At 53.5% G+C, this 26,361-nt stretch carries 20 protein-coding genes and 1 tRNA gene; 14 read left to right on the top strand and 7 right to left on the bottom strand.

Features of this window, described 5'->3' with window-relative positions; genetic code table 11:
* The first annotated feature begins 37 nt into the window (after nt 1–37).
* From F4Y39_03310 to F4Y39_03290, 5 genes are all read left to right on the top strand, one after another.
* Nucleotides 38–1,048, top strand: a complete 1,011-nt coding sequence (locus F4Y39_03310) for a malate dehydrogenase (protein MYC12731.1) — start codon at nt 38–40, stop codon at nt 1,046–1,048.
* A 106-nt stretch (nt 1,049–1,154) separates the two neighbouring features.
* Complete coding sequence (locus tag F4Y39_03305; protein ID MYC12730.1) at nt 1,155–2,246, top strand: DSD1 family PLP-dependent enzyme; 1,092 nt, start codon at nt 1,155–1,157, stop codon at nt 2,244–2,246.
* Nucleotides 2,243–3,460, top strand: a complete 1,218-nt coding sequence (locus F4Y39_03300) for a carboxypeptidase regulatory-like domain-containing protein (protein ID MYC12729.1) — start codon at nt 2,243–2,245, stop codon at nt 3,458–3,460. Before F4Y39_03305 ends, F4Y39_03300 begins: the two co-directional genes overlap by 4 nt.
* Nucleotides 3,461–3,532: 72 nt before the next feature.
* Complete coding sequence (locus F4Y39_03295; protein MYC12728.1) at nt 3,533–4,774, top strand: MFS transporter; 1,242 nt, start codon at nt 3,533–3,535, stop codon at nt 4,772–4,774.
* 27 nt (nt 4,775–4,801) lie between these two features.
* Complete coding sequence (locus tag F4Y39_03290; protein ID MYC12727.1) at nt 4,802–6,238, top strand: sulfatase-like hydrolase/transferase; 1,437 nt, start codon at nt 4,802–4,804, stop codon at nt 6,236–6,238.
* 176 nt (nt 6,239–6,414) lie between these two features.
* Here the strand turns inward: F4Y39_03290 and F4Y39_03285 are convergent, their stop codons facing one another.
* The 7 genes from F4Y39_03285 to F4Y39_03255 form a co-directional block, all read right to left on the bottom strand.
* Entirely contained in the window at nt 6,415–6,759 is a 345-nt protein-coding gene (locus F4Y39_03285; protein MYC12726.1) for a nitrile hydratase accessory protein, read from the bottom strand.
* Nucleotides 6,760–6,766: 7 nt separating this feature from the next.
* The gene (gene nthA / locus F4Y39_03280; GenBank protein MYC12725.1) at nt 6,767–7,366 is read right to left on the bottom strand and encodes a nitrile hydratase subunit alpha; all 600 of its coding nucleotides are present in this window, start codon (nt 7,364–7,366) and stop codon (nt 6,767–6,769) included.
* 28 nt (nt 7,367–7,394) lie between these two features.
* Nucleotides 7,395–8,066, bottom strand: a complete 672-nt coding sequence (nthB, locus tag F4Y39_03275; GenBank protein MYC12724.1) for a nitrile hydratase subunit beta — start codon at nt 8,064–8,066, stop codon at nt 7,395–7,397.
* 99 nt (nt 8,067–8,165) lie between these two features.
* Nucleotides 8,166–9,098 carry a DMT family transporter gene (locus F4Y39_03270; GenBank protein MYC12723.1) on the bottom strand — a complete coding sequence of 311 codons (933 nt, stop codon included), beginning with the start codon at nt 9,096–9,098 and terminating at the stop codon, nt 8,166–8,168.
* Nucleotides 9,099–9,128: 30 nt separating this feature from the next.
* Nucleotides 9,129–9,215, bottom strand: a tRNA-Leu gene (locus F4Y39_03265).
* Between the two features lie 77 nt (nt 9,216–9,292).
* A complete protein-coding gene (locus F4Y39_03260; protein ID MYC12722.1) occupies nt 9,293–10,252 on the bottom strand; it encodes a TIM barrel protein in 960 nt (319 codons plus the stop codon).
* Entirely contained in the window at nt 10,249–11,190 is a 942-nt protein-coding gene (locus tag F4Y39_03255; GenBank protein MYC12721.1) for a heme A synthase, read from the bottom strand. The genes F4Y39_03260 and F4Y39_03255 overlap by 4 nt, the downstream gene beginning before the upstream one ends.
* Before the next feature lie 276 nt (nt 11,191–11,466).
* Between F4Y39_03255 and F4Y39_03250 the strand changes: the two genes are divergently transcribed.
* The 9 genes from F4Y39_03250 to F4Y39_03210 all read left to right on the top strand — a co-directional run bounded on the left by F4Y39_03250 (nt 11,467) and on the right by F4Y39_03210 (nt 26,348).
* Nucleotides 11,467–12,438 (top strand): aldo/keto reductase, encoded by a 972-nt coding sequence (locus F4Y39_03250; GenBank protein MYC12720.1) that lies wholly within the window; start codon nt 11,467–11,469, stop codon nt 12,436–12,438.
* 82 nt (nt 12,439–12,520) lie between these two features.
* Complete coding sequence (locus F4Y39_03245) at nt 12,521–14,956, top strand: tetratricopeptide repeat protein (protein MYC12719.1); 2,436 nt, start codon at nt 12,521–12,523, stop codon at nt 14,954–14,956.
* Complete coding sequence (locus F4Y39_03240; protein MYC12718.1) at nt 14,956–15,810, top strand: DUF4159 domain-containing protein; 855 nt, start codon at nt 14,956–14,958, stop codon at nt 15,808–15,810. Before F4Y39_03245 ends, F4Y39_03240 begins: the two co-directional genes overlap by 1 nt.
* 199 nt (nt 15,811–16,009) lie before the next feature.
* Nucleotides 16,010–16,960, top strand: coding sequence for an AAA domain-containing protein (locus F4Y39_03235; protein ID MYC12717.1), 951 nt, complete (start codon nt 16,010–16,012; stop codon nt 16,958–16,960).
* The gene (locus tag F4Y39_03230) at nt 16,957–17,904 is read left to right on the top strand and encodes a DUF58 domain-containing protein (protein MYC12716.1); all 948 of its coding nucleotides are present in this window, start codon (nt 16,957–16,959) and stop codon (nt 17,902–17,904) included. The genes F4Y39_03235 and F4Y39_03230 overlap by 4 nt, the downstream gene beginning before the upstream one ends.
* Nucleotides 17,904–19,820 carry a VWA domain-containing protein gene (locus tag F4Y39_03225; protein ID MYC12715.1) on the top strand — a complete coding sequence of 639 codons (1,917 nt, stop codon included), beginning with the start codon at nt 17,904–17,906 and terminating at the stop codon, nt 19,818–19,820. The genes F4Y39_03230 and F4Y39_03225 overlap by 1 nt, the downstream gene beginning before the upstream one ends.
* A complete protein-coding gene (locus F4Y39_03220; protein MYC12714.1) occupies nt 19,817–23,053 on the top strand; it encodes a hypothetical protein in 3,237 nt (1,078 codons plus the stop codon). The genes F4Y39_03225 and F4Y39_03220 overlap by 4 nt, the downstream gene beginning before the upstream one ends.
* The gene (locus F4Y39_03215) at nt 23,050–25,407 is read left to right on the top strand and encodes a hypothetical protein (GenBank protein ID MYC12713.1); all 2,358 of its coding nucleotides are present in this window, start codon (nt 23,050–23,052) and stop codon (nt 25,405–25,407) included. Before F4Y39_03220 ends, F4Y39_03215 begins: the two co-directional genes overlap by 4 nt.
* Nucleotides 25,404–26,348, top strand: coding sequence for a hypothetical protein (locus tag F4Y39_03210; protein ID MYC12712.1), 945 nt, complete (start codon nt 25,404–25,406; stop codon nt 26,346–26,348). Before F4Y39_03215 ends, F4Y39_03210 begins: the two co-directional genes overlap by 4 nt.
* The last annotated feature ends 13 nt before the right edge of the window (nt 26,349–26,361 follow it).

The following is a 26,361-nucleotide window of genomic DNA, read 5'->3' as shown; positions in this document are numbered from 1 at the left end:
GGGTTTTCTCAATCGTTCACCTGAAAGAGGAGTATCGATGTACCTGACAGATGAAAAAGTTGCAGTAATGGGCGCAGCAGGCGCCATTGGTTCTAACCTTGCGCAAACGCTCCTGTCTTCGGGCACGGCGTCTCGCGTATCTATGTACGATCCTTTTGCGCCTGGGCTTGAAGGTGCGGCCGAGGAGGTTTATCACTGCGGTTTTCCCAATGCCGATGTTACGTGGACAACCGATGTTGCCGAAGCACTTGAAGGCGCTTCTTATGTTATCAGTTCGGGAGGCGCGCCGCGCAAAGAGGGCATGACCCGAGAAGACTTGCGGCGCGATAATGCAGAAATTGCCAAACAACTCGGCCTCGATATCAAACAGTATTGTTCCAACTGTAAGTTTGTCATCATTATTTTTAATCCCGCCGACATTACGGGGTTGACTACATTGGTACATTCGGGACTCGAACCCGGGCGCGTGACGACTCTCGCCGCGCTCGATAGCACGCGCTTACAAACTCGACTGGCACAACATTTCGACATTTTACAAAGCAAAGTCACTGGTTGCCGCACGTACGGGGGGCACGGAGAACAGATGGCCGTATTTATTGGTGGTATTCAGATTGACGGCACGCCTCTTACCGATATTCTCAATGGAGAGACCGTCAATGGCGTTGGCATGAGTGCCGATGAATGGACCGGTGTTCAAGATCACGTGCGCGGGGGAGGCGCTCGCATTATCGATCTGCGTGGCCGTTCTTCGTTTCAATCGCCGGCACAACAAAGCGTTTTTATGCTGCGCGGCGTTCTGGCGGGCGAGTCCTATGATTGGCCCTGCGGTGCATATCTCAATGATGGAGAATTTGATCGTATTATGATGGCTATGCCTGTGACCCTGTCTGCTTCGGGTGTGAACTGGTCCCTGCCCGAAGGCACTCAAGACGATATCAATGCTCTGCGCGAATCCTACGCCCATCTGACTGCGTTGCGAGACCAGACTATTGACGATGGCATCTTGCCTCCGCTTTCTGAGTGGGGCGGTAGCAATGTTCATCTTTAAGAAGTGTGAAGTGTGAAATGTGAAGTGTGAAAAGGTAGCCGCTTTGGGGCGGTGTTGGGAGGTCTTCTAACTTCTTACTTCCCACTTCTAACTTGTAAGGTTTATTATGCCCTATTCTCCAATTGGTCAATCCATACAGGTGCTCGATACGCCCGCGCTGCTCATTGATCTGGATAAGATGGAAAATAATATCCAGAAGATGGCGGCTCGATGTCGAGATAGCGGGTTGCACTGGCGGCCCCATGCCAAGGGCCACAAAACGCCCGCTATTGCCCACAAACAACTGTGTGCAGGTGCTATTGGCATTACCTGTGCCAAACTCGGTGAAGCCGAAGTGCTGGCAGATGGCGGTATTTCGGATATACTCGTCGCCAATCAAGTTGTTGGACGGGAAAAAGTCGCGCGTCTGGTCAACCTGCGCCGCCGCGCAGATGTTATGGTGGCGGTTGACGATCCCGTTCATATCCACGCGATAAGTGACGCGGCCACAGATGTTGGGGTCAACGTGCGCGTGCTTGTTGAAGTAGATGTTGGCATGAAACGCTGTGGTGTGCCGCCGGGAGCCCCAACCCTTGCGCTGGCACAGCAGGCTGATGCCGCGCCCGGTGTGGTTTTTGCGGGGATTATGGGTTACGAAGGGCACGCGATGTCTCTGGATGATGCCGCCAAAGAAGCCGCCTGCAAGAAGGCTGCGGGAGAGTTGTCAAAGACGCGCAATCTTATCGAGAATGCGGGGTTATGCGTCGGTATTGTCAGTGCGGGCGGTACGGGTACGCTCGCATTTACTCCCGATTTTCCCGGTATTACTGAGATACAGGCCGGCGGGGGCATTTTTATGGATACTTATTATCGCGATGGCCTCCATGTTCGCGGTTTGGAACACGCGCTTTCCGTGCTGACCACGGTTATCAGTCGCGCGGCTCCCGACCGCGCAGTTGCCGATGCTGGGCGCAAGACGACGAGTAGCCATCCTTCATTGCCCGAGGTCAAAGACCGAACAGATGTTGTCGTAACTGGTCTGGCGGCAGAACACGCCTTACTCAGCCTGACGAATAGCGATCTAAAAATTGGCGATAAAATTCAATTTATTTCCGGGTATTCCGACATGACCGTATTTTTGCACGATCAGATCTACGGCACGCGCGATGACCGCGTCGAAGTCGTGTGGGATATTCTCGCGCGCGGCAAAAAACAATGATTCGCTTTTTGCCTCTTTTTTTTTCTGTTTTCCTCTGGCCTTCAATCTCACTTGCCCAGACTGATTCAACATCTGTTCTCGACGCGCAGTGTCGCGATGCCGATACCGGTGCAAGCCTGCCTTATGCCACTGTTGTTATCCGCCGAGCGGGTGAGTTCCCCCGCGTTCACATTACCGATCTGCACGGGCGCATTGAGATAGACGGACTCGTGCCGGGGATCGCACACGTTCAGGCGCGTCGCCAGGGGTATGCCCCATCAGATACGACCCTAGTGCTTTCGCGCGGTTTGATCTCCACGCTGGAACTTTCACTTTTACCCATCCCTATACTCCTGCGCGAGGAAACCACAGTGCAGGACATCTCAGCACCCGATCTGATCCGCCTCCTGATCGCGAATACCCGCTTCGAATATCTCCACACTGGTTACGCAAATATGGATACTTATGCATTTGATGCGTATAGTAGCCAGAAGGTGATCAACCGCAAAACAGAAGAAGTCGTTGCGGGTATTGAATATACGATTAAAGGCTATTACCAACCCCCCGATAGTCTCGCGCAGCATATTACGGGCATACGCAATTGGGGCAAGTGGCGGTTGAGTGTTTCCCCGGGTCTCACGCAAAGCCCTGCACGGGGTATTGTAGATGATAAATCCTTTGAAATCGCGCCGCATCCCCTATCGTCCGACGCGCTTGAACACTACCATTATGAACGCATTTCCACAGTGCAAGTGGGCGATCTTCACGTTTCGCGCATTGGTGTGTCGCCGCGGCACGGGCACAAGCCGGGCTTGCTCGGCGATTTATGGATCGCCCGCGATGACTTTTCACTTGTAGGCTATGACCTGCGTCTCAATTTTCCCGCGCTCTTGCAATTGCGCGGCATAGATCACTGGCAGGTTTATCAGCAAAATACGCGATATCTCAACGAGTACTGGTTGCCCGCGCGCCAAATTTGTACGATTAAGACACGCGATTATACCGCGCAAGCGACAACGCGTTGCTATCGCTATGATCTCAATACGGATTTGCCACCCGCAATTTTTGAGGCGCCGGAAATTGTGATTCTGCCGGAGGCAACCACGCGAGATAGCACTTTTTGGGCTGCACATACAGCGGACCGAGATACCGCACATATCCGCATGAAAAGCGAACTCCTGCAAGGCAATCTACCCGCGGCATGGCAAAAGCTCGGTTCGGGTAGAAATCAGTAGCCGGTCATCCTGAACATCCTTTCATCACTGGATAGAACCACTCCAGTGCAAGCTCTGAACATCCTGATCCAGATGCCTATTCTCTTTTCAAATGTGCATTTTTCCCGCGATGTGCGCCTCTATTTAATGGCTAATGCGCTGTTTGGTTTTGTCCTTTTTGGTGGTATTTATCCCCTTTTGTACAATCTCTATTTGTTGCGCCTGGGGTATAATACCGAATTTGTGGGGTTGGCCAATGCGACGGGGGCACTTTGTTTTGCCCTGTCCAGTTTGCCCAGTGGGATGCTGGGTGGACGCTGGGGCAGTCGGTTTACGATGGTTGTTGGGATTTGTGTGTCTGTGGCGGGTTTTGGATTGCTTTCACAGGCAGAGTTGATTTCTTCCGGCACGCGCGATTATTTTATTTTAATATCTTATTCGCTCGGTGTGATTGGTATTGCGCTGTTTATTGTGAATGGTACGCCTTATTTGATGGGCATTACGAGTCCGGTTGAGCGCGATCCGGTTTTTGCCGTGCAGGCCGCGCTGATGCCATTTTCGGGATTTGTCGGGAGTATGTTGGGGGGCGTTGTTCCGGATTATTTGGCAGGTGTGCTCGATGTGTCACTCGCGCAGCCGGTTGTTTACCGCTATACGCTGTTCATCGGAGTACTTTGTTTGATTCCGGCGGTTTTCGCACTGCTTGCCACGCAGGATGTTCAGGTTGAACGCAAGCGGGAAGAGGGGGATAATAGCGATGTGTCCAATGCGCCTGTGCTTCCTCTTGCGGCCATTGTTATTACCGCACTGATTTCCGTTCTCCACGTTGCCGGCGAAGCGGCTGCGCGAACATTTTTTAATGTTTATATGGATGAAGGGCTCAATATCAGTCTTTCTCTTATCAGTGTACAACTCGCCGCGGGGCAGTTGCTCGCTGTTCCGGCTGCGCTGTCTCTTCCGTTTTTCTCTGCGCGTTTGGGCATTCGTCGGACGGTGGTTCTGGTAACGATTTTTACAGCTATTTTTCTTTTTTTTATGGCGCTGGTTTCAAATTGGATTGTTGCGGGGGTTTGTCTGATGGGGATTATGGCGATGGCTTCGATACGCCGCTCGGCTTTTGCCATTTTTCATCAGGAATTGGTGCCCGTGCGCTGGCGTACTGCCATGTCGGGTGCGACTGCTATGATGTCGGGGGTGGGCTATTCGGCAATGGCTCTGGGCGGTGGGTATATGATCCCGGTTGCGGGATATTCGAGCCTTTTTTTGACTGGGGCTGTGCTCACGGGAATAGGGGCGTTTTTGTTTTGGATTTGTTTTCAGAGGGGTAAAAATTAATTAGTGATAAATGATCAGGAGGTTGATATGAACACGGAGAGACCCAATATCCTTTTTTTGCTTACCGATATGCAGCGCTATGATGCGCTGGGATTTAATGGCAATGCGGTGTGCAAGACGCCGGCGATTGATCGCATTGCCAGAGAGGGCATGCGTTTTTGCCGGGCTTATACGCCCATTGCCCTTTGCTCTCCTGCGCGCGGGTCATTGCTTACCGGCATGTTTCCACATAATCACGGACAGATGTCGAATATGGGCAATTTTAATCGGGCTTTTGATTTGAATATTCTGGATAAGCCCGCCTATCCGCAGATTTTATCTGACGCGGGTTATAATGTCGGTTATGTGGGCAAATGGCATTTGCCCAGGGAGGGGGATAGCGAATTTTGGGGGTTTGATCCGTGGCATACGACGCGTGATTGGAACCAGAGTGTGCGCGATGCGGGTTTTGATTGGGGATATGCACAGGAGGTTCAACGCATGGAATGGGGGGGTGACGCGCCTTTTTGCGGTCGGTCTCAGTTGCCCGCCGAGTATATGCAGGAGCACTGGACTGCCAATAGGACGATTGATCTGATTGAAGGATTTTGTGAGGTTGATAAACCCTTTATGATTTGTAGCAGTTTTTTTGGTCCACATTTTCCCTATTGTGTGCCAGAACCTTACGATGAGATGTACGATCCCAATACTGTGGAACGCTGGATCAATTTCGACGAGCAGTTTGTCGATAAACCGAGTGTTCAGCAAAAGGAGATGCTCAGGTGGAATGCCAGTCATTTGACCTGGCAAGATTGGCAGAAGGTGATCGCGACCTATTGGGGATACTGTACGTTTATCGATGATCAGGTGCAGCGCGTTTTGGATGCTCTGGAAGAAGCGGGTCAGCTGGATAATACGATGATTGTGTACAGTTCGGATCACGGCGATATGCTGGGCAGTCACCGTTTGTTTAATAAGATGATGAATATGTACAATGAGACGCACCAGATTCCATTGGCGATCCGTTGGCCGGGTGTTGTTGAACCCAATCGTGTTTGCGATGATTTTGTGAGTTTGGTCGATATGATGCCGACGTTTCTCGAGATGGCGGGCGTGGATATTCCCGATAAGGTCGATGGGTGTTCTTTATTGCCCTTGCTGCGCGGGGAGACGCCGTCGGATTGGCGAGAGGATATTTTTGCAGAGCATCACGGGTACGAGCCTGCGCTGTGTACGATTCGAATGGTGCAGACCCAAAAGTGGAAGTATATCTACAATCCGTGTAGTGAAGATGAACTCTACGACCTGGAGAGTGATCCCGGGGAGTTGCACAATTTAGCGCCTAAGCTGGGGTACAAACACGTGCTCAGACGCATGAAGGATCGGATGGTCAAATGGTTGAGGGATACCAACGATGGAATTGTAAATGATGGCGGCTGGCAGTCAAATTCTTACGATTTGTTTGTGTCTGGGCGAGAGCGTTGAAAAAAGCATCCACAGATGAACGCAGATGAACGCAGATGGAAAAATCAAAAGAAGAGCGCGTAATTTGAGAAGGCTCACAGCATAGGCATACGCTGGGCACAACGCCAGTAAAGTTAATAGTAAAAAAGGGTTACGTCGAGATGGCGTAACCCTTTCTGGTTTGCTGGTTGTAAATTTTAGTGGTCGTGATGATGGTCGTGAATGCCAGAGGCGTATTCCGCTGTTCTGGCGTCCAGTTGTTCCCGGCTGATCAAGCCTCTATCAATAAGCAGTTCTTCGAGGGAAGCGACCCATCGGGCATAGTAGCTCGATGGGTTGTTGTTTTGTTCTGCATCGGCGATTTCCGAAGCCAATTGAGAACTGAACTCACGCCATTCGTAGAGGTCTTTTTCGTTGAGTGCAACGGCAAGGCCAAAAGCGCGCGCTTCCCAGGTATCCTGAAAAACGAGTTCTCCATTTTCTCTGGGCAGGGCAATTTTCGTGTCCAGGGTAGCGATTTTTTTGTCGGTTTTTTGAGTCATTCTGGCTTCACTTTGAGGGCGATTCGATTTTGGCGACGCCGATCATTGAGTCGCGTGTGACAAGTGAGATGAGTTGTTCTTCGGTGTAGTCTTCCGTGCCGGTAGGGCGTTCGGGCAGGACCATGTAGCGGAGATCCGAGTTGCTGTCCCAGACGCGGATTTCTACGGTGTCGGGCAGGTCGAGGTCAAATTCCCGCAAGACAGCTCTTGGCTCTCGTACAGCTCGCGAGCGGTACGCGTAGGATTTGTACCAGTTCGGAGGCAAGCCGAGTACGGACCAGGGATAACAAGAGCAAAGGGTGCAGACGACGAGGTGGTGAACATCTGGGGTGTTTTCCAGTACGACGATTTTGGCACCCTGCGCGCTGTCAAACCCCAGTTCGGCAATTGCCGCTCTACCATCTTCTATTAGCCGTCGCTTGTAGTCCGGATCTGTCCAGGCGCGGGCAACCACTCTGGCACCGTTGAGGGGACCTACGTATTTTTCGTATTTTTCCACGACTTCGTCTATAATTTCTGTTGTGATCAATCCCTTTTCGATCAGGAGCGATTCGAGTGCCCTGGTGCGCAGGGCTACATCGGTCTCGGTTTGGGTAACTGTGTTCATAAAAATATCCTTTTGTGTCTGGGGACGATTAGGCTGATTCCAGATAGCTTTCCCACATGTCCAGATAGACGGCACTTTTTGTTTCGGCGGCACTATCCCACAGTTCCGAGGCTTCAAAGCGCACGGCATATAAAGGTTGCTGGCGATTTGTACACCCTGTGGGCAGTTCGGTGTCCTGGAGGTTATCGATGCCGTAGTAATTGATGATTGTGCCGTATTTGCCCCGTACGTATCGGGGAAGCCGGGTGTGGCCCTCGGGGTGGATATTGCGCGCTTTTACGCGGTCGCCATTGGAAAATTGCGGCTGGATGTCCATTTTTTGTTGGGGTGGATTAGCGGGACGCGGTCGTTTGAGTTCTGCTCTGACGGCATCGGGATCGGGGTGTGCAGGCGTTTCGGCATTGGGATTGTTGCGGAAGAGCGCCATCCGCGTTTCCATCTCCTCTGGGGTCAGGACGCCAGCGTCGATCAGTCCTTTGATACGGGAGTATAGCCATTTTTCGTAATAGCTGGACGAGAGGTAGTGTGCCGGATCCATGTTTTCGATGTTGTTGCGAGAGCCTCCGGGGATCGGCACAGGTGTGGCTACGGATATGGCGAGTACCCGGCTTTCCCAGGGGTGGTGAAATAAGGGTTCGTTTTCTTCGCGCTCTATGGGACCAAATCCATGCATCCCGCCCATGTCGTGAATGCCGTCCATGTTTGCTCCTGTTTTTAGCTGTCGTGTATATTCACTGGGTTTCTGAAGGGGACATAGTTTAATTTGTACTTAAGACTTTGTCAACTGTGCAATCAAGGATCAAAGTACGAGCAGAACGCCGGCCACGCAGAGAGCAACCCCTGCGAGAAGGCGGAGCGTAATTTGTTCTTTGAGAAAGATCACGGCCAGAATAAGTGAGAGGACGGGTGTTGCAGTTGTTAGTGTTGCTGTTTTGGCTGGTCCGATAAACAGTACGGCTTCGACATAGAAGAATGATCCGAAGCCCATGCCCAAAAGTCCTGTCAGGGCAATCAGAGCAAATGTCCGCCATCCGATGTCGCGCAGGTTGCCGCGCCCCTGATTGAGCCGCCAAATACCAAATAATGCCATGGCTACGAGCGGCATTCGCACGCTGTTGGCCTGAATGCTGGTGAGATGGGTCATTGCAGGTTTGAGCATGGTGGTACTCAAACCCCAGAGCAAGGCTGTAAGAAGGGCGAAGATTATCCCGCGTTTGAGGCGGATGGGGTGTTCTTGCGTGTCCTGGCGTTTTTTGCGTGGTCGTTGAGAGAGTAAGATAACGCCGGATGCCGCCAACACGCATCCAAAAATAAAGGTGTGGGTGACGGGTACATCGAGTAGCAGTTGTTCCCAAATGAGCGTGGTTATTGGAAGCGTGCCAACCAGAGCCATTGTGCGCGATACGCCAATTTCTTTCATGGCGTGCAAATAGAGTTGGTCGCCAATGACTATGCCGATGAATACGGAGCCGATCAACAGCCCCCATTCGTGCAGTGGTACGTTGACGAGTGTGGATAGGGGGGGACCGAAAGGCAATAGCATCCAGAAAAATGGTCCAGAAATCCCACAGCGGATAGCTGTGATGAGTGCCGATGGCTGGTGCTGGGATAGCGTTCTTAAGACGAGGCTGGTGGATGCCCAAACCAGTGACGCCCCAAGTGCAACTCCTTCGCCGTAATTGATCACCCTCGCGCTCCGTTGTGTATAAAAAAGGGTTATGCCGAGCGGCATAACCCTTTCTGTGTTCTATGTGAGAATTTATGGTGCCGAAGGTGGGATTCGAACCCACACGGGCCTAAGCCCACGGCGCCCTGAACGCCGCACGTCTACCAGTTCCATCACTTCGGCACCTGATCCAGTGCGAAGGCAAATATATCAAATCGCTTATGGGTTGTCAAGATGGTGAGCGCGTCGCAGTCGCCGCATTATGGCAGGGCGGCAAGGGCGGCAAATAGTGCTTTGATGTAGCCCACGGAGTAAGCCAGCCCACCAGTGATGGGATCGTTGTCGCCTTCGAGCCCGGGAATGTGGTCGGGATTCAGACAGCCATCAAAGCCCACGCGATTGAGTTCCAGCAAGAGCTTAAACATGTTCATGTCGCCGTCATCGAGCAAAGTTTCTTCAAAACCGCGCGCCGTGGCGAGTGAGCCGCGCACGTTGCGGAAGTGTATCATGAAGATGCGATCTTTGCGGCCGTAGTTGTTAATTTCGTCGAGGACGAGCGGTGAGCCACCAGCTTCGGCGCGGGTGCCACAGCAGTAGAGATAGCCGACTTGCGCGCTGGGAAAGGCGTCGATGACGCGGTGAAACCCCAGGCCGCCCAACGGGGTGTCCGGATTGGGGGTGTCCGACGGGTGAATGGCGAGCTTAATCCCGGTTTCTTCGGCTATGGGCACGAGGTTTTCATAGACGATGCAGAAGTGTTTCCACCAGTCTTGCAGGGCTTCGTAATCGGGGGTTTCGGGCACGGGATTGGTCAGTGCCTGACTTTCGCCTCGCGAGAGGTATCCGCCGCGGTGTTCAGATCGGTAGCGAAACATGAGTTCGTTAAAGGTGTCGCCCCAGAATCGCTGTCGTGCAATGGGTACGCCTGCTTCGGCAAGTATGCGCAGTGCCGTACATGTATTTTCGAGTTCTTTTTCGCCGCCGGGTTGATCGGTCATAAATTTTTCCGTGATATTCGGCAGGCTGACGCGGTTGATCGACAGGCCCCAGGAATGGATTTTTTTCTTTACTTTTAGAAGTTCGTCCAGGTCGGGATACCCCTGTTCTGCAACGCCAGGAATGTCCGTATCAGTCCCAAAATCGAGGGCGTCAGCGCCGAGTTGGGTGACAAATCGCAGATACGAATCGGAGAGTTCGCGGTGCCAGACGGAAACTTTCATGAAGACCTCCTTGTGTTGATGGTTCTCAGTGCGAGCCACAGGGCATAGACCGCGCAGATTAGCAGGGCCGCGGTCACGAGATGGAGTACTTGAAATACGCGGGGTAGCCCGCCATACGCCAGAGCTATGCCATTGGCTGCTTGAAACAGAATGAGTGCGAATGCGAGGTAGCTGCTCACTTTGAGCAAGCCTCTTATTGCATTTTTGCGTATGATATAGACGAGATAAGCGGCAACGGCAATTACCACCCAGGTGAAAGAGCGGTGGATGTGATCCATAAGGCCAATATTGGCGATCCACGCACTGCGAGCGACGCCCGCGCTATTTTTGATGTAGGGATCGATGGCTTCGCGCACCTGTGTGCCGAGTAGCATTTGAATACATACGATGATGAAGAGCAGGGCAGAGAGGTGGGCGAGTAATTTGGGGGTAGGCAATGTGGCGGGAAGGCGGATGTCAACGGCGCGAAATGTGACGTAGAGCAACAGGCATAAGAGTACCATTGCGCCTGCCATGTGCAATGTGATCATGCCGGGTTTGAGACCGGATTTTACGACTTGACCGCCGAGCCAGCCTTCAAAGCCAACCAGGAAGACGGCTATTAGCGATCCATAGAAGATGGCAGGGTGTGTTTTTCGATATGGGATGGCGCGCAAGAAGGTGGCGATGACCAGCATGCCGATGATCATGCCGATGAGGCGGTTGATGTATTCGATCCACATTTTGACAGGGTTGAAGTCTTCGATGTTTAGCCCGCGTTCTGCGAGATAGGCCCGGTTGATGTCGTCGATACTCGAGGGCGGGAACCAGCAGCCCCAGCACCGGGGCCAGTCGGGACACCCCAGGCCCGCGCCTGATACGCGCACGAGACTGCCAACGCCGATGAGCAAGAGGATCGCAACGAGGGTGGTGATGGCGGTTTTTTGGAATGCGTTCATAAAACCTGCTGACTACCGTTTCTCTTTTAACATCTCGTCAATGGCTTTGCGCACTGTGCGCCGCCACGCCCATTCGGACAGGTCGTCCCAGTTGTCGGTATTTTTGGGTTTTCGGAAATACAGGTAGAGTTCAATGCCCATATAGACCCAAAATGCGAGAAAAATAAAGATGAAGAGCCAGATCATAGTATATTGCGAAGTCGCGAGACAGTGTTATGTTATAGCGATAGTTAAAGATAAGAAAAAAGATTGCACAAGCAACAGTTAGGAGGAGAGATGGAGTATCGCGTTTTGAGAGGGACGGGTATTCGCGTGTCGCGGATATGTTTGGGCGCTATGACATTTGGGGATCAGGCCGATGAGGCTACGTCTATTCGCATGGTGGATACGGCTCTGGATGCCGGTGTGAATTTTATCGATACGGCAGATACTTATGTGAATGGCGTGTCCGAAGAAATTGTGGGTAAGGCGCTCAAGGGCAAACGCGATCGGGTGATTTTGGCGAGCAAGATCGCCAATTTTGTCGGACAGGATGAGATTAAGGATCAGGGCTTGCACCGCTGGCACGTGATTCGGGGAGTGGAAGCGTGTTTGAAGCGGTTGCAGACCGATTGTCTGGATATTCTCTATTTGCACAAGCCCGATTGGAATACGCCTCTTGAAGAGACAATGGCGGCGTTTGACACTTTGGTACAACAGGGGAAGGTCATATATGTGGGGATGTCGAATTTCGCTTCGTGGCAGGTGATGAAAGCACTTTGGAAATGCGATGTAAACAATTGGGCACCGCCTGTGGTGTTGCAGGTACCCTATAATTTGATTACGCGGAGTATCGATGAGGAGTGTGTTGCGTTTAGCCGTGAAATGAATATTGGGATGGCGGTATATAATCCGCTTGCAGCGGGCATGCTGACGGGCAAACACACACGGGATACCGAACCCGCAGCGGGCACGCGTTTCGATTTGAACCGGGATTATTACGGCCGGTTCTGGTATGATCGCAATTTTGATGCGCTCGATGAATTGAAGCAGATTGCACATTCTGCTGGCAAGACGATGATTGAATTGTCTTTGCAATGGTTGATGTCTCAGTCGATTGTCGATTCGATGATTTTGGGTGCGAGCAAGTTGGAACACCTGACGCACAATATTCAGGCGGCAGATGGGCGTTTGGATGAGGATGTGTTAGAGGCTTGTGACGCGGTATGGCGCAATGTGCGCGGGGGGCATTTTCCGTATAATAGGTGAGAGGTGAATGGGAACAAACCAGATGGTATTGGTGTCGAAATTTTGAAAGCGCGGGCAAGTGTATGCAGGTTGGTCGGGATTTATGATTATGTTGCGAATAGCCAAAACCACATCTTTAATCTTCGCAATACTCTTTAGCTCGGACAGCGTTTCTGCTCAGGAGACGGATTATCGCGTGCTGTGGGCGCGGGGTGATTATGCCGAGGCGGTGAAAGTGCTCGATCGCGCGTCTTATCACCCGTGGTCAACGCGGCGGGATTATGCCGAGTTGCTGGCGTTGACGGGACGCGTTGACGAAGCGATTGAGCAACTGGAAGGGATTGGAAGTGCGCTCGATGCGACCGTGCGATTGGCCGAATTGTATCGCCTGCGCGGTCGGATGGGCGATTATGGCCTGGCATTGATGAAGGCCGAGGATCAGGTGCGCTTGTTGTCGGAATATCGCCATGATGTCGATGATTTAATCGCAATTGCGCGTCTGCGCGAGTTAAAGGGCGAAGATCCAAAATCGCTGTTGCGGTTTTACAATTTGATGGCTGAGGTTTTTCCCAATAGCGCGTCTGTGCTGGTTGCGGCGGGCAATCTGGCGCTGGACAAACGCGCTTTTGACGTGGCGTCAGAAAAATACGGTGCAGCGTTCGCGTTGGACCCCGAGAACCAGGAGGCTCTGGCGGGGTTGATGTGGTGTTATTACCGCGCGGGCGACGAGCGGGTTTCGGAAGTGATGGCGCAACTTCTCGCCCTCAATCCGAATCATTTAGAGGTCCAGCGGTTGCAAGCCGAGCAATTGCTGGATCGCAATGCGCCACATGATGCGCTTGAGGTGTTGGATTCTATCCTTTCTGTTAATCCAAATCACCTGAAAGCGCTGGGGTTAAAGGCGGCGGCGTTTTTTTTATTGGACGATTCTGCGGCGATGCAAAAGACGCAGGAACGAGTATTGGCTTTTAATGGGTATTTTTCAGGGGCTTTTCGCATTCCCGGGCGCATTGCGTCGCGGCAATACCGGTTTGAAGAAGGGCGTGCTTTTCAAGCGCGTGCATTGGAAATTGATGCAAAAGATGTCGAGGCGCGTTTGCTGTTGGCGTATGATTTGTTGCGGTTGGGCAAAGATGCCGAGGCTCGGAGCGAGTTGGAGCAAGTTTTTGCTGCCGACCCATATAGCGTGCGGGCGTATAACTTACTCGAAGCTGCCGATGCGATCGATGGTTTTGTGACGATATCGCGCGGTATTTTTAAGTTGCAATTGCCCAGGCAAGAAGCCGAGGTGATGTCCGATGAGTTGTTGAAGTTGCTCAATGAAGCGGCTTTATACTATCAGAGAAAATACAATATTGCATTGCACACGCCCGTGGTGGTGCAGGTGTTTGACGATCACGATGTGTTTATGGTGCGGTCGGTTGGACTGCCGGGCAATGCGGGGCATTTGGGTATTTGTTTTGGGCGGTTGGTTACGATGGATTCTCCCCGGGCACGACCACCCGGTACGATGAACTGGCAACAGGTGTTGTGGCACGAGTTTGTGCATGTGATTACGCTGCAAAAGACCCACAATCGCATGCCGCGCTGGTTGTCGGAGGGGATTTCGGTCTATGAAGAGACGCAAAAGGATGTGTCGTGGGGGCAGCGACTGGGGCCGGAATTTAAACATATTGTAGATGGCGAGGGGTTTCCCGCTGTAGGCGATCTCGGGCGGTTTTTTACCGATCCAGAAACGCCGATGCATCTGATGTATGGGTATTTTGTATCGGGCGAGTTTGTGGCTTTTTATGTGAATCACTACGGCCACGATGCACTGGTGACAGCACTCGACCGCATTGGCGATGGCATGGAGGCTGTTGAGGCGTTGATTTCGGCCAGTGGTGTTTCTGCTCGTATTGTGGATGAGCGGTTTATGGAATATCTGGGGAATCGATGCGCGCCCCTCAAGGCGCTGTCCAAAAATTCGGAGTTTCGCAAGGCGGTGGATGCCGGAAAAGAGGCAGTTGAGACAGAAAACTGGGCGGATGCCGAGCGGTTTTTCCTGGAGGCGTACGCTTTGTATCCGGACTATGCTGCGGAAGATGCGCCTTTGCGGCTATGGGCAGATGCCGGTGCTGTGCGCGGTGATCCGGAGTGGTATCGCAAAGCATTAAAAAAGCTCGTTGGATGGGATGCGATGGCGCATGAAGCCTGTCTGTTATTGAGTGGATTTTATGTGGAGGATAAAGACTGGACGGCTGCGCGTGCCGTGCTGGATCGGGCATTGGCTGTTCGTCCTTTTCAGGTTGAGATACTGACGCGAAGTGCCGAGGTTTACGAGATGCTGGAAGACTGGAATGCGGCTATCGCGGATTGGCGTCGGCTTATTTATCTGGATGTACCAGGACGCGCCGAGCATCGGCTCAATCTGGCGGAGGCGCTCGCAAAAAAGGGCGAGGTCAAGGCTGCAAAAGCCGAGGTGCTCGCGCTGTTGGAAACCATGCCGCATTTTTGGGATGCACAACAGTTGTTGTTGGAATTGGTGGAGGTGCCGTGATGCGAATTTTGTTGGCGTGTTTGTTGGTGCTGTTGATGCCCGAGTGGGATGTCGATGCACAGTTCGGTCGCAGACGGCGAGGTCCTATTGAGCGGATGGAGCGCGATATTTTTCCGGGTAATACGTTTACGTTTTGTCGTATCGAGTATTCGAATTATACGGGCGATGATGATTGGGGGTATCGGCGGCGGCGGGGCAGTTGGTCGGTGGATTATCCCGAGTCGGATGAGAATTTTTCACTGCGGTTGTCTCAAATTACAACGCTCAATGTGAATCGCACAGAAGATGGGCAGTTTAAGCATGTGGTCGTGCGTCTCGATGATCCCGAGGTGTTTAAGTATCCGTTTATTTATATGCTCGAGGTGGGACGGATGGCGCTGAGTGTGTCCGAGCAGGAGGGGTTGCGCGATTATTTGTTGCGCGGTGGTTTTTTGCTGGTGGATGATTTCTGGGGAGATGATGCGTGGCGAAATTGGGAGTACGAGATTTCTCAGGTGTTGCCACCCGATGAATTTCCTCTGGTGGATATTCCGCTGGATCACGAGTTGTTTCACATTGTGTTTGATATCAAGGAGGTGCCGCAGGTGCCGGGTCTGGGGAGTTTCTGGGACTGGCAATCGACGGGGATTACTTATGAGGGCTGGGCTGGGCGTTATGACCAATACGGTTCTGAGGCGCATTGCAAGGGCATTTTTGATCGGGATGGACGGTTGATGGTCGTGGTGATGCACAATACAGATTTGGGCGATGGTTGGGAGCGCGAGGGCGAGAATTACGAGTATTTTCGCAATTTTTCCGCGCCCAAGGCGTATCCGATGGGTATTAATATCGTGGTGTATGCGATGACGCATTGAGGACGAATAGACGAATAGACGAATAGACGAATCCCACCCCGCCACCCAAATTTAGTGCGAGCTTCGATTCGCAGATTCGTTGATTCGCAGATTCGTTGATTCGTAACATTTGAGGTGACTTTTGGGAGAAACTATTCAAGTTCGAGAAACGCCATTTGAAGCTGAGGCGATAGACAAGTTGCGCGATGGTCGAGCGCGGATGATGGAGCAGATTCGCAAGGTGATCGTCGGGCAGGATGAGGTTATTGAGTCGCTGCTGATTGTGTTGTTTAGCGGCGGTCATTGTTTGTTGACGGGGGCGCCGGGTTTGGCAAAGACGCTGCTGGTGCGTACGATTGCGAAGATTCTGGATTTGGATTTTAAGCGCGTGCAGTTTACGCCGGATCTGATGCCTTCGGATATAACGGGTACAGAGATTATCGATGAGGATCGCGTGGGCGGGCACCGTGAGTTGCGGTTTATTCCAGGTCCTATTTTTACGCATATTTTGTTGGCTGATGAGATTAACCGCACGCCGCCCAAGACGCAGGCTGCACTGCTGGAGGCGATGGAGGAGAAGCAGGTGACAATAGGGGGTAATTTGCACGCGCTGGAGCAACCGTTTTTTGTTCTGGCGACGCAGAATCCCATTGAGTTGGAGGGTACTTATCCACTGCCCGAGGCGCAGTTGGACCGTTTTATGATGAATATCTGGATTGATTATTTGGCGGAGGATGAAGAGTTGGACGTGGCGACGCGCACGACGTCGATTGAGGCCGAAGAGGTTGAGGCTGTGTTTTCGGGTGTAGATATGCTCGATTTTGCCAGGCTGGTGCGGATGGTTCCGGTTGCCGAGCCTGTGGCGCGTTATGCGGTGCAACTGGTGCAGGCGAGCCGCCCTGGCGATACAGCGCCGGATTTTGTGACTTCATGGGTGAGTTGGGGGGCTGGCACACGCGGCGTGCAGGGGTTGTTGCTGGGGGCGAAGGCGCGGGCACTGCTCAAGGGGCGATATCACGTTTCTTTTGGCGATGTTCAGGCGGTTGCGCCCAATGTGCTGCGCCATCGCATTTTGACCAATTTTAGAGCCGAAGCCGATCGCGTAAATGCCGAGGATGTCATCAATCGGTTGTTGGAGACTATTCAGCCGCCAGAAGCGGATCTGGTATGAGACTGACCGCTATGCAAAACTCCATTTACACATATCTCGATCCGGCTGAGTTGGCGCGTATTGCCGATCTGGAGCTTCTGGCGCGTACGGTTATTTCCGGGCTACAGGGCGGAGCGCATCGCAGTATTCACCACGGGGCGTCGGTCGAGTTTGCCCAATATCGTCCCTATGCGTGGGGCGATGATTTGCGCTTTGTGGATTGGCGGCTGTACGGGCGGAGTGATCGGTTGCACGTGAAGCAGTTTCAGGATGAGCGCAATTTGCGTTCTACTATTTTGCTGGATTGCAGCGCGTCTATGGACTATGGTTCGGGAGAAGTGAGCAAGTTTCGGTATGCACAGATGCTGGCGGCGTGTCTGGTGATGCTGGCTTCTGGTCAGGGGGATGCTGTGGGTTTTGCCGCTTATCATCGGGAGTTGATTGCGCATGTGCCAGCGCGTCGTCGAGATGGGCAACGCCATCGTATTTTGATGGAGATCGACAATTTGAGGCCCGCGGGTGAAGAGACGGATACGGCGGGGACATTGCGCGTGATGGGCGATGTGTTGCCTGCGCGGGGCATGGTGGTGCTGATCGGCGATTTGTTGCATCCGGCAGATGAGATGATTGTGCATTTGCGTTCTCTGAGGGCGCAGCGTCACGATGTGCTGGTGTTGCAGGTGAGCGATCCAGCTGAGCAGACGTTTCCCTTTGATCGGTCGGTGACGCTGGTGGATGCCGAGGACAATCGCGAGCAATTTGCCGTGCCAGAGGAGGTGCGAGAGGCCTATTTGGAAAATCGCAGGCGACATTTTGACGCGATAAGAGAAGCGTGTTTGGCAGCGGAAATCGATATTGAAGAGTTCGCGTGTTCTGAACCTCTGGATATGGCGTTGCATCGGTTTTTACATCGGCGCAACGATGGGCTGATCGCGCCGAGCAGGCGGTCGCAGGGAGGTGTTTGATGGGATTGCTGGTCCCGCTATTTGCATTTGGTGTTGCGCTGATTGGCATTCCCTATTTTGTGCATCGCATTCGCCGTCCGGAGCGCGAGACCGTGCGGTTTAGCAGTTTGATGTTTGTGCCCGATATCAAGCGCGAGGTGATCGAGCGCAGACGCGTTCAACACGTTGTGTTGATGTTGTTGCGAATGGCGGTGCTGGTTGCCCTGGCTCTTGCGTTTGCGCGGCCTTTTCAAGAGATGATATTGGATGCTGAAGCAGCACCTTCGGGGCGAACAGATCATGTGATTGCGATGGATGTTTCGCTGAGTATGGGATATGATGGGGTGTGGGAGCGCGCGAAAACAGGGGCAAAGGCCGTGTTGGAGACTGTGGGACCGGGGGATCGGGTTGGATTTGTGCGATTTGCACAGCAGGCTGTGGTCGATGTGCCGCTTTCGGGTGATGTGGCAGATGTTCGACGCGCTATTGAGATCGCCGATGTGACGTGGGCACATACCGATTATGTTTCGGCACTTCAGGCCGTTGAGCATGTTTTTGCGGCTGATACTGCGCAGGTGAAGCGCGTGGTTCACGTGATCAGCGATTTTCAGGCGAGTGGCATGCCGCTATCCGATATGGGATGGCGGTTGCCGGGTGCGATTGCGCTTCAAGTGGTGGATGTGGGTACCGCGCAGGTGTCCAATGCGTCGGTTGACGCGCTCGCTGTGCGGGCTTTAAAGGACGATGTATTGCGGGTTCGCGCTCGGGTGAGAAATTGGTCTGGGCAAGGGGGACTTGCCGCGCAGCTAATGGTCAGTGGAGAGGTGATAGAAACGCGCGATGTAACGGTGTTGCAGGGCAATGCGACGCAGGTAGCTTTCTCCGTGCCTTTGGAGGATGGGATAAACGGATATGTCGCGCTCGCGGGAGGCGATGGGTTGCAGCGAGATGATCGCCGTTTTTTTGCCTGGCTTGCCAAACCGCAACATCCCATTGCGGTGTTGAATGCTTCGGAGTCCTCGCGGTTTATGCTCAAGGCTGCTGTGCCCGAGGGTGCGGATTGGCGATTGACATGGTCTGGGGACCTTATGGGATCGGCGGTGATTGCCGAAGATGTGACTGCTGTGAGTGAGTTTAGAGAGTATGTTGAGAATGGAGGGGCGCTGTTTTTGCCGCTTCGCAGGGATGCCGATATTCAGTCTGTGAATGCCTTGCTCGCGTACGCAAATATAAGGATTTCTGGGGTGGAGGATGCGGGTTATGCCGCGCTGGCGTGGGTCGATTTGGAACATCCCATTTTTCGTCCTTTCAGGGGAGCGCGATTTAACGATTTTTCATCTGTGCGTTATGAGAATTACCACGTTATTACCGCCGACAGTTCAGCCGCGGTGCTGGCAAAATACGACGATTTGATGCCCGCTATTGTCGAAGGCAGAATAGGAGAAGGTCGCATCGTGGTCTGGGCCGGTGGGATGGGGTTTGATCGGTCAAATCTGGCGCGGACGCCGCGGTTTGTGCCTTTGTTGCACGAGACGTTGCGCTATTTATCGGGTGATCGGGAGATCGAGACAGATTATCTGGTGGGCGATGCCATAAGCACGTCTGATGCGGTGGAACGAGTTATGGGACCAGAGGGATTGGATTCTGCCGTTGGCGATGCGCGTATATTCCAGGTGCCCGGCGTATATCAATGGGGAACGCAAATCGCATCGGTCAATGTCGCAGACCGAGAGAGCGATTTGGCGCGGATAACGCCCGCGGAATTTGAGATTCGGCTGTGCGATGCGCCCGTGTTATTTCAGCGAGATGGCAAACCATCGACTGATCTTTCAATTGTGTATGAATACGGCCGCTGGATACTCGGATTTTTGCTCGCTTTGCTTTTGATTGAACATTTTTACGCCGCGTATTTGAGTGCGCGGGAGGTACGGACATGATACCATTGCTACCGCTTAAATTGGAACACGCGATCCGCGAAGTTGCCGCGCAGTTTGAGCGGCGGCGGCGTTTGCAGGGTCGGTTGATGTTTGGTGCGGTGTTTTTGGGTTTGCTGATTGGGTTGTGCGCTGTGGTGGCTTTTGCCGATCGCGTGCCTGTGATTGTGCCGGTGATAGCATTTCTCCTTCTGGTCTTTGGGGCGGGGTATAAGTGGTTGTACGTTCCGCAGCGGACGGTGGTGACACGAGAGCAGATCGCGCTTTTTCTCGATGTACATCATCCCGAGCTTGAGGATCTGATTGTGAGTACTGTGTCGCTGCACGGGTCAACGCCGGTTTCCGAGTGGATGACCGAGCAGGTGTTCCAGCAGGTGCGCGAATTGTCGGCGATACAGGCGCCACCTGTGATTGATTTGCGCGTTTTGAAGCGCGTGCGCCGCGCGGTTTTTGGGGTTTGGGGATTGGGTGCTGTTGTGTTGCTCGTGGCATTGTGGCAGGTTAATCTGGGCGATATTGCGGGACGGTTGTTTTTTGCACCAGCTTTGCCTTTGCCCTATACGGTTGAACCGGGTGATGCGCGGGTGCGCCGCGGGGCGCATCAGATGGTTTGGGTGACGACAGATCTTATGGGTGCGAGCAAGGCAATTCAGTGGCGACCATCGGGCGGGGACTGGCAAACCGCGCCTTTAGAGCCTGGTGAGGCTGGCGATGTGTTTGCCCATCAATTGCGCGATTTGTATGCCGATACAGAGTACCAGGTGCAGGTTGGGGCTTATCGTTCCGATGTCTATACTCTTTCGGTGTGGACGCCGCCCGAGGTCGTATCGATTGGACTTCTATATCGCTATCCCGATTATTTGGAAATGGAGGACCGCGATGTGCCTTATGGCGGTGATATTACGGCGCCTGAGGGCACGGAGGTGGTTGTATCAGTGACGGTTAATAAAGAGTTGGAGAAGGCATCGCTGGTATTGGATGGTGAAAAAGAAATGGCGTTGAAAAAGTCAGATGATGCCTTGTGGGAAGGCGCGCTGTCGATTACAGAGAACGGGACATACGAGGTGGCGTTGCGAGATGCCGATGGCGAGGGAAATGAGTATGCGCGCGCGTATAAAATTACGGCGAAGGTCGATCAGCCGCCGCGTATTCAGGTTCGTTTTCCACGCGGGGATGACGAAGCTACGGCAATTGAGGAAGTGGCTTTTGGGTTTTCGATAAAAGACGATTACAGGCTCACGGATTACGGTTTGCAATACGAGGTTGCAGGGCGCGATCCCGTGCGGATTTCTCTTAAGACGGAGACAGCGCGGATAGAGAGCGCAGAGGGTGAGTATCCGATGGCACTGGAAGATCTGGAACTCGCGGCGGGTGATTTTATTACCTGGACGGTCTGGGCAGAAGATGGCAAGCCGGGACGGTCTGAGATTGAGACTCTGGGCGATCCCTATTTTTTGGAGATTCGGCCTTTTGAAAGACTCTATCGCCAGGCTGTGAGCAACGAGGGTGGTCAACAGGGGCAGGGCAGGGGGCAGCGGGGTGGTGCTGAGGGCCAGAAGCAGGTGATTATCGCGATCTGGAATTTGCGCAAAGGTGCGTCGGGAATGGATTGGGAAGAATACGATGAGCAGAAGCACGCCATTATTGAGGCGCAGGAGAATGTTCGGGGTTCTGTGAGGAATCCAGCAGCGGATTTGGAAGCTGAGTTTGCGGGTGTTGTAGAGGCATTGCACGAGGCGTCTTTTGACGATCCGGATGCGGCATTGGCAAGGGCATGGGGGCACGCTCAGCGCGCGTATCGATATCTTTTGCAGAGAAGACCGAGAGAATCTGAGGTGGTGCAAGGCAGGCAGCGACAGCGCGGAGGTGGTGGGGGTCAGGCACAGCAGCGCGAGTTAGATGGTCTGGAGTTGGCGCAACGGCGAGATTTTCGGGAAGAGGCATCTACATTGCAACAGCAACTGGCTGAGACGGCAGAGGCACAAAATAAAATTGAGGAATTGACCAGGCGGCAGGCGGCGATTAACGAAGATGTGGCGCAGTTGATTTCAGAGACGGAAAAGCTGGAGCGCGAAGCGCGCGAAGAAGCCGAACGGCGCCTGGAGCAGTTGCGCGAAGCGCAGCGTCAGACGATGGACGCGCTCGATGCAGTCAATGGCGAGATTGCGTCTGGGGATATGGACCCACAACAGGCGCGGCGGGCGCGGGAACAATTGGAAGGTGCGCGGCGGCAGATGAATCGCAGCGCGCAAAATCTGAATAACGATCAGTTGCAACGGGCGCGGGCTGCGGGCAATCGCGCTTTGGACGCATTGCGCGATGTGCAGGAGCAATTGGGCAATTTGTCGCGCGGGGCTGCGGCTGAGCGCATGAGAATGTTACAAGAAAATATGGATAGTTTGCGGGCCCAACAGCGCGGTTTGGTCGCACAGGCTCAGGAGCAGCAGACGCAGCGCGGAACGCTGTCTGATTCGGAGCGCGCATTGAGCGAGATGCTCGAGGGCAAGCAACGCACGACCGATCAGTTCCGCGATATGATGGAGGAGGCGAGTGCGTTGGCTGAAAAGGCCGCTGAAAGCCAGGGTTTGATGGCGCAAAAACTCAATGACTGGCTGCGCGAGACGAGCCGAGAGGGCATTTTTGAAGATATGCAAGCGGGCGAGCGATTGGTGAGACTGGGGGCGTGGCGAGCATCGGAAACACACGAGCGCGCTGTGGCGGAGAAGTTGGATCAGGCGGCTGAAAACCTCGATGGTGTCGCGCAACTTCTGGTGCGCGACGACCTGGAGGCGCTGGAGCGGGCGCAGGAGCGTCTGGAGCGTGTGATGGGAGGAGGATCGGATGGCCGCGATGGGCGATTTGGGTGGGGTCCGCAAGATCCCGATGCGTTGCGCCGATTTGCCGAAGGCGGTTTTCGCGATTGGATGGATCGCTTGCGCGAGGCCGAGTCGCTTTTGCCAGCTGATTTGGGTGTGCGACAGCGTTTGACGGGTATCCGCGAAGATCTGGCGGGCATTGGGCGCGATTATTATCGCAAGGGAGCGGTGCCGCAGTACGATTTGATTTTTGAGCGTGCAATCAAGCCTTTGACGCTGTCTGCAGAAGAATTGTCGGTGTTGATTCGCGAGCGAAAAGGAGACTATGGTCTTTCCGCTGGCAAGGCAGACGAAATTCCCGAGCAATACCGCGCCCGCGTTGCCGAGTATTTTAAAGCGTTGACGGAAAATGAGAAGTGACTGACTGGTTATTACACTTGTTGGCCGGGGATCGCGCCGCTGTATATCGGGATGTGCGGTTTGTACTGGATGTCGCATGGCCTGTGGCGCTGGTCCTTCTCGGCGTTGTTTTTTGTGCGAGTGTGGGATTCTGGCACAGGCGGCGACCCGCGCTTTCAAAGGCGTTAATTGGGTTGCGCGCAGTGGCGTTGACGCTGGCGCTATTTTTGTTATTGGGACCTGCGCTGGTGGCGCGGAAATTGGAGCCTGGTACGCATTTTGTGCCTGTTCTGTTTGATGATTCTCGCAGTATGACGGTGCCCGAATACGATGGGCGGGCGCGGGCAGAAAGATTTGTGCAGGTGTATCAGGGATCGGATTTTGAGCGCGTTTTGACGCAATCCCATCAGGTGGCGCGGTTTCGGTTTGGCAGCACGACAGCGCGCGTTAATGAGGTTGAGGATCTCGCGTTTGATCAGGGGCGAACAGATATTGTCGGTGCAGTTCGCGGGGTGCTCAAGCAAATGTCGGGAGCTGCGGTGTCGGCTGTGGTGGTGTTTAGCGATGGGGTGCAGCAAAGTGCCTCGCCTGTTCAGATAACGGATTTGTCCCGCGATGTGCCCGTTTTTACAGTAGGAATAGGACGCGATGATCTCTGGCGCGATCTGGCATTGACCGATGTATCGGTGTCGCGCGTGCGATCCGATGAGGTGGCGGTTACCGCGCGGGTGGTGGCCGAGGGGTTGGGCGGTGAAGATGTGGTGGTCGATGTGCTGGATGGCAAGCGGGTGGTGGTGTCGTCACCGCTTTCGATTGTGGGACCAGAAGAAGAGAATTATGTCCGGCTCGCTTTTGATCCGCAAAGAGATGGCTGGGTATCACACCGCGTGCGGGTGCGTTTGGCAGATACCACGGACGTTGCGACCAAAGACCGCATTGCTGAGAATAATGCGCGAGATATTCTGGTGGATAATCGCGAGCGCGTTTTTCGCATTTTGTATTTTAGCGGGCGTCCCAATTGGGAGGGCAAGTTTTTGCGGCGTGCCTTAGATGGAGCGCCGCAACTCGTTTTGTCGAGTCTGGTTCGCATTTCTGGTGCCGAGCGCAAGTTTGTTTTCCGTGGGCGCGATGCGACAATGGCGAATCCCCTGTTTGAGGGTTTTGACGATCAGGCGCTGAATGCGCCGCGTTATGACGAAGCGGTTTTTATCCGCATTGGCGTGTCAGAGTCGGAGTTGGCGGGAGGGTATCCTTCAGATGTGTCAGAGCTTTTTCGCTACCATGTGATGATCTGGGGGGATATTGAGCGCGATTTCTTTTCTCTTGCCCAACTCAATTTGACGCGGGAATTTGTGTCCAAACGCGGGGGCAGTTTTTTGATGCTGGGCGGTCCCCGCGCGTACTCAGAGGGCGGGTGGGCGCATTCTACTATTGAACCGATGTTGCCCGTTGTGTTGGGCCCTGCGGGTGATTACGACGATGTGGCTTTTCGCGCTAAGCCGACGATTGAAGGCGTATTGTCCGGGGTCTGGTCTTTGAGCGAAGATGCCGAAGTCAATGCCGAGCAGTGGGCGAATTTGTCCGCGCTTTACGGGGTCAATGCGTTTGCGTCTGTGCGCGCTGGTGCAACGGTGATGGCGACGGTGGATGCCGAGTCTGAAGCTGTGGATGCACAGCCGCTGTTTGCCTGGCAGCGGTATGGAGAGGGTTTGAGTGCTGCGTTGGGTACGGGCGAGACGTGGCAGTGGCAGATGATGCAGAATGTTGAAGATGCCGCTCACGAACGCTTTTGGCGGCAGTTGGCGCGTTTGCTGGCAATGCGGGTGCCAGAGCCTGTGACGATGATCGATAGCGGCGAGGATGTTGTCGTAGGAGACATGCGCGATTTGAAGTTTGTGGTGCGCGATTCTCTTTTCGAACCCCGCGAAGGGCTGTCCGTCGATGTGCAGGTCGAGATACCGAATGGTGGGACGGTTAGATTGCCGATTTCTGAATCGATCGCCGAGGTGGGTGCGTATTCTGCGATTTTTGAGGCTACAGAAGCGGGATTGCACCGAGTGAAGCTCACGGCGCGCGATTCCGATGGCGTAGATATTGGGCAGTTGGACGCGGCTGTGCTGGCGCGACCGGATCATCTCGAGTTTTTGTCTGCGCGTTATAATCCCGATTTTTTGAAACGCCTGTCTGCACACACGGGTGGCAAATTTATCGAGTTGGACGCGCTTGACGAATTGGCTGAGCAGATTCCATATACCGACCAGGCTCATGCGCGATTGGATCGTTTTCCGTTGTGGCATTTTCCGCCTTTTTATATTCTACTCGTGTTGTTGCTTTGCGTTGAATGGTATTTGAGACGGAAGCGGGGAGAGCCATGAGATTATGGATTTTCCCAATTTGGGTGTTGATGCTGGCGCAGGCAAATGCCGCTGTTTTTGATGTGATCATCAGCGGTAGCGGTGGAGAGGACGAGTATTCCGAGCGGTTTGACGATTGGGGGCAGCGTTTGCGCCGGGTGCTGATTGAGCGATGTGATCATCCCGCGGCAAATGTGCAACTGGTAAATGAGACGGGTGAGAATGCTGACGGAGCATCGTCAATAGCAGGCATCCGCAATGTATTCCGCGGTTTGTCGGAGCGGGTAACGTCGGGTGACGATGTGTTCATTTTTTTAATTGGGCACGGAAGCTATCGTCGCCAGGTTGCCAAGTTGAATATTCCCGGTGCGGATTTGACAGCTGAAGATCTGGATAGATTTTTGAAGATGTTATCTACGCGGCGCATTATTGTTGTCAATGGTGCGTCGATGAGTGCGCCTTTTGTCAATGCACTGAGTCGAGATGGACGTATTATATGCGCGAGTACGCGCAGTATGGATCAGCGCAATGCCACGCAATTTACGCGTTTTTTTGTGCAGGCATTGGAGGATGGTAGTGCCGATCAAAATCGCGATGACCGCATTTCGGTTCTGGAGATTTGCACCCAGGCATCTTCACTGACAGATGCCTGGTTTTTGAGTGAGGGCCTGATTGCGACAGAGAATGCGATTTTGGACGATAATGGCGATGGGTTGGGGACGCGTCTGTCCGATATCGACGCGGGCGATGGGTTGTTGGCAGACCGTTGTTTTTTGCTCAATTTTCGCGTTCCCAAAGGTGCTTCGCCCGCGCTTGTCGCAGCTTATGGCAAGGCGATTGACGAGGTTCAGGCTCTGGTAAAGAAAAAAGCGACGATGGATTCTGCAGCCTATTACCAATTGCTGGAGCGCGGGTTGGTGAAGGCTGCGAAGTTGAATCGGGAAATCCGCAGTGAGAAATGAGACAGGGAGGTTT

The sequence above is a fragment of the Gemmatimonadota bacterium genome (genome assembly GCA_009838845.1).
Taxonomy (GTDB): domain Bacteria; phylum Latescibacterota; class UBA2968; order UBA2968; family UBA2968; genus VXRD01.
The sequence above is the reverse complement of the archived record's forward strand: the minus strand, read 5'-3'. Positions and strand labels throughout refer to the sequence as shown.

Bases quoted from the DNA above. Each gene is read 5' to 3' on its own strand.
- F4Y39_03220 (MYC12714.1), top strand. From the start codon at position 19,817: ATGATACCATTGCTACCGCTTAAATTGGAACACGCGATCCGCGAAGTT.
- F4Y39_03230 (MYC12716.1), top strand. From the start codon at position 16,957: ATGAGACTGACCGCTATGCAAAACTCCATTTACACATATCTCGATCCG.
- F4Y39_03290 (MYC12727.1), top strand. From the start codon at position 4,802: ATGAACACGGAGAGACCCAATATCCTTTTTTTGCTTACCGATATGCAG.
- F4Y39_03255 (MYC12721.1), bottom strand. From the start codon at position 11,190: ATGAACGCATTCCAAAAAACCGCCATCACCACCCTCGTTGCGATCCTC.
- nthB (MYC12724.1), bottom strand. From the start codon at position 8,066: ATGGACGGCATTCACGACATGGGCGGGATGCATGGATTTGGTCCCATA.
- F4Y39_03295 (MYC12728.1), top strand. From the start codon at position 3,533: ATGCCTATTCTCTTTTCAAATGTGCATTTTTCCCGCGATGTGCGCCTC.
- F4Y39_03260 (MYC12722.1), bottom strand. From the start codon at position 10,252: ATGAAAGTTTCCGTCTGGCACCGCGAACTCTCCGATTCGTATCTGCGA.
- F4Y39_03240 (MYC12718.1), top strand. From the start codon at position 14,956: ATGCGAATTTTGTTGGCGTGTTTGTTGGTGCTGTTGATGCCCGAGTGG.
- F4Y39_03310 (MYC12731.1), top strand. From the start codon at position 38: ATGTACCTGACAGATGAAAAAGTTGCAGTAATGGGCGCAGCAGGCGCC.
- F4Y39_03225 (MYC12715.1), top strand. From the start codon at position 17,904: ATGGGATTGCTGGTCCCGCTATTTGCATTTGGTGTTGCGCTGATTGGC.
- F4Y39_03210 (MYC12712.1), top strand. From the start codon at position 25,404: ATGAGATTATGGATTTTCCCAATTTGGGTGTTGATGCTGGCGCAGGCA.
- F4Y39_03270 (MYC12723.1), bottom strand. From the start codon at position 9,098: ATGCCGCTCGGCATAACCCTTTTTTATACACAACGGAGCGCGAGGGTG.
- F4Y39_03300 (MYC12729.1), top strand. From the start codon at position 2,243: ATGATTCGCTTTTTGCCTCTTTTTTTTTCTGTTTTCCTCTGGCCTTCA.
- F4Y39_03250 (MYC12720.1), top strand. From the start codon at position 11,467: ATGGAGTATCGCGTTTTGAGAGGGACGGGTATTCGCGTGTCGCGGATA.
- F4Y39_03305 (MYC12730.1), top strand. From the start codon at position 1,155: ATGCCCTATTCTCCAATTGGTCAATCCATACAGGTGCTCGATACGCCC.
- F4Y39_03245 (MYC12719.1), top strand. From the start codon at position 12,521: ATGATTATGTTGCGAATAGCCAAAACCACATCTTTAATCTTCGCAATA.
- F4Y39_03235 (MYC12717.1), top strand. From the start codon at position 16,010: ATGATGGAGCAGATTCGCAAGGTGATCGTCGGGCAGGATGAGGTTATT.
- F4Y39_03285 (MYC12726.1), bottom strand. From the start codon at position 6,759: ATGACTCAAAAAACCGACAAAAAAATCGCTACCCTGGACACGAAAATT.
- nthA (MYC12725.1), bottom strand. From the start codon at position 7,366: ATGAACACAGTTACCCAAACCGAGACCGATGTAGCCCTGCGCACCAGG.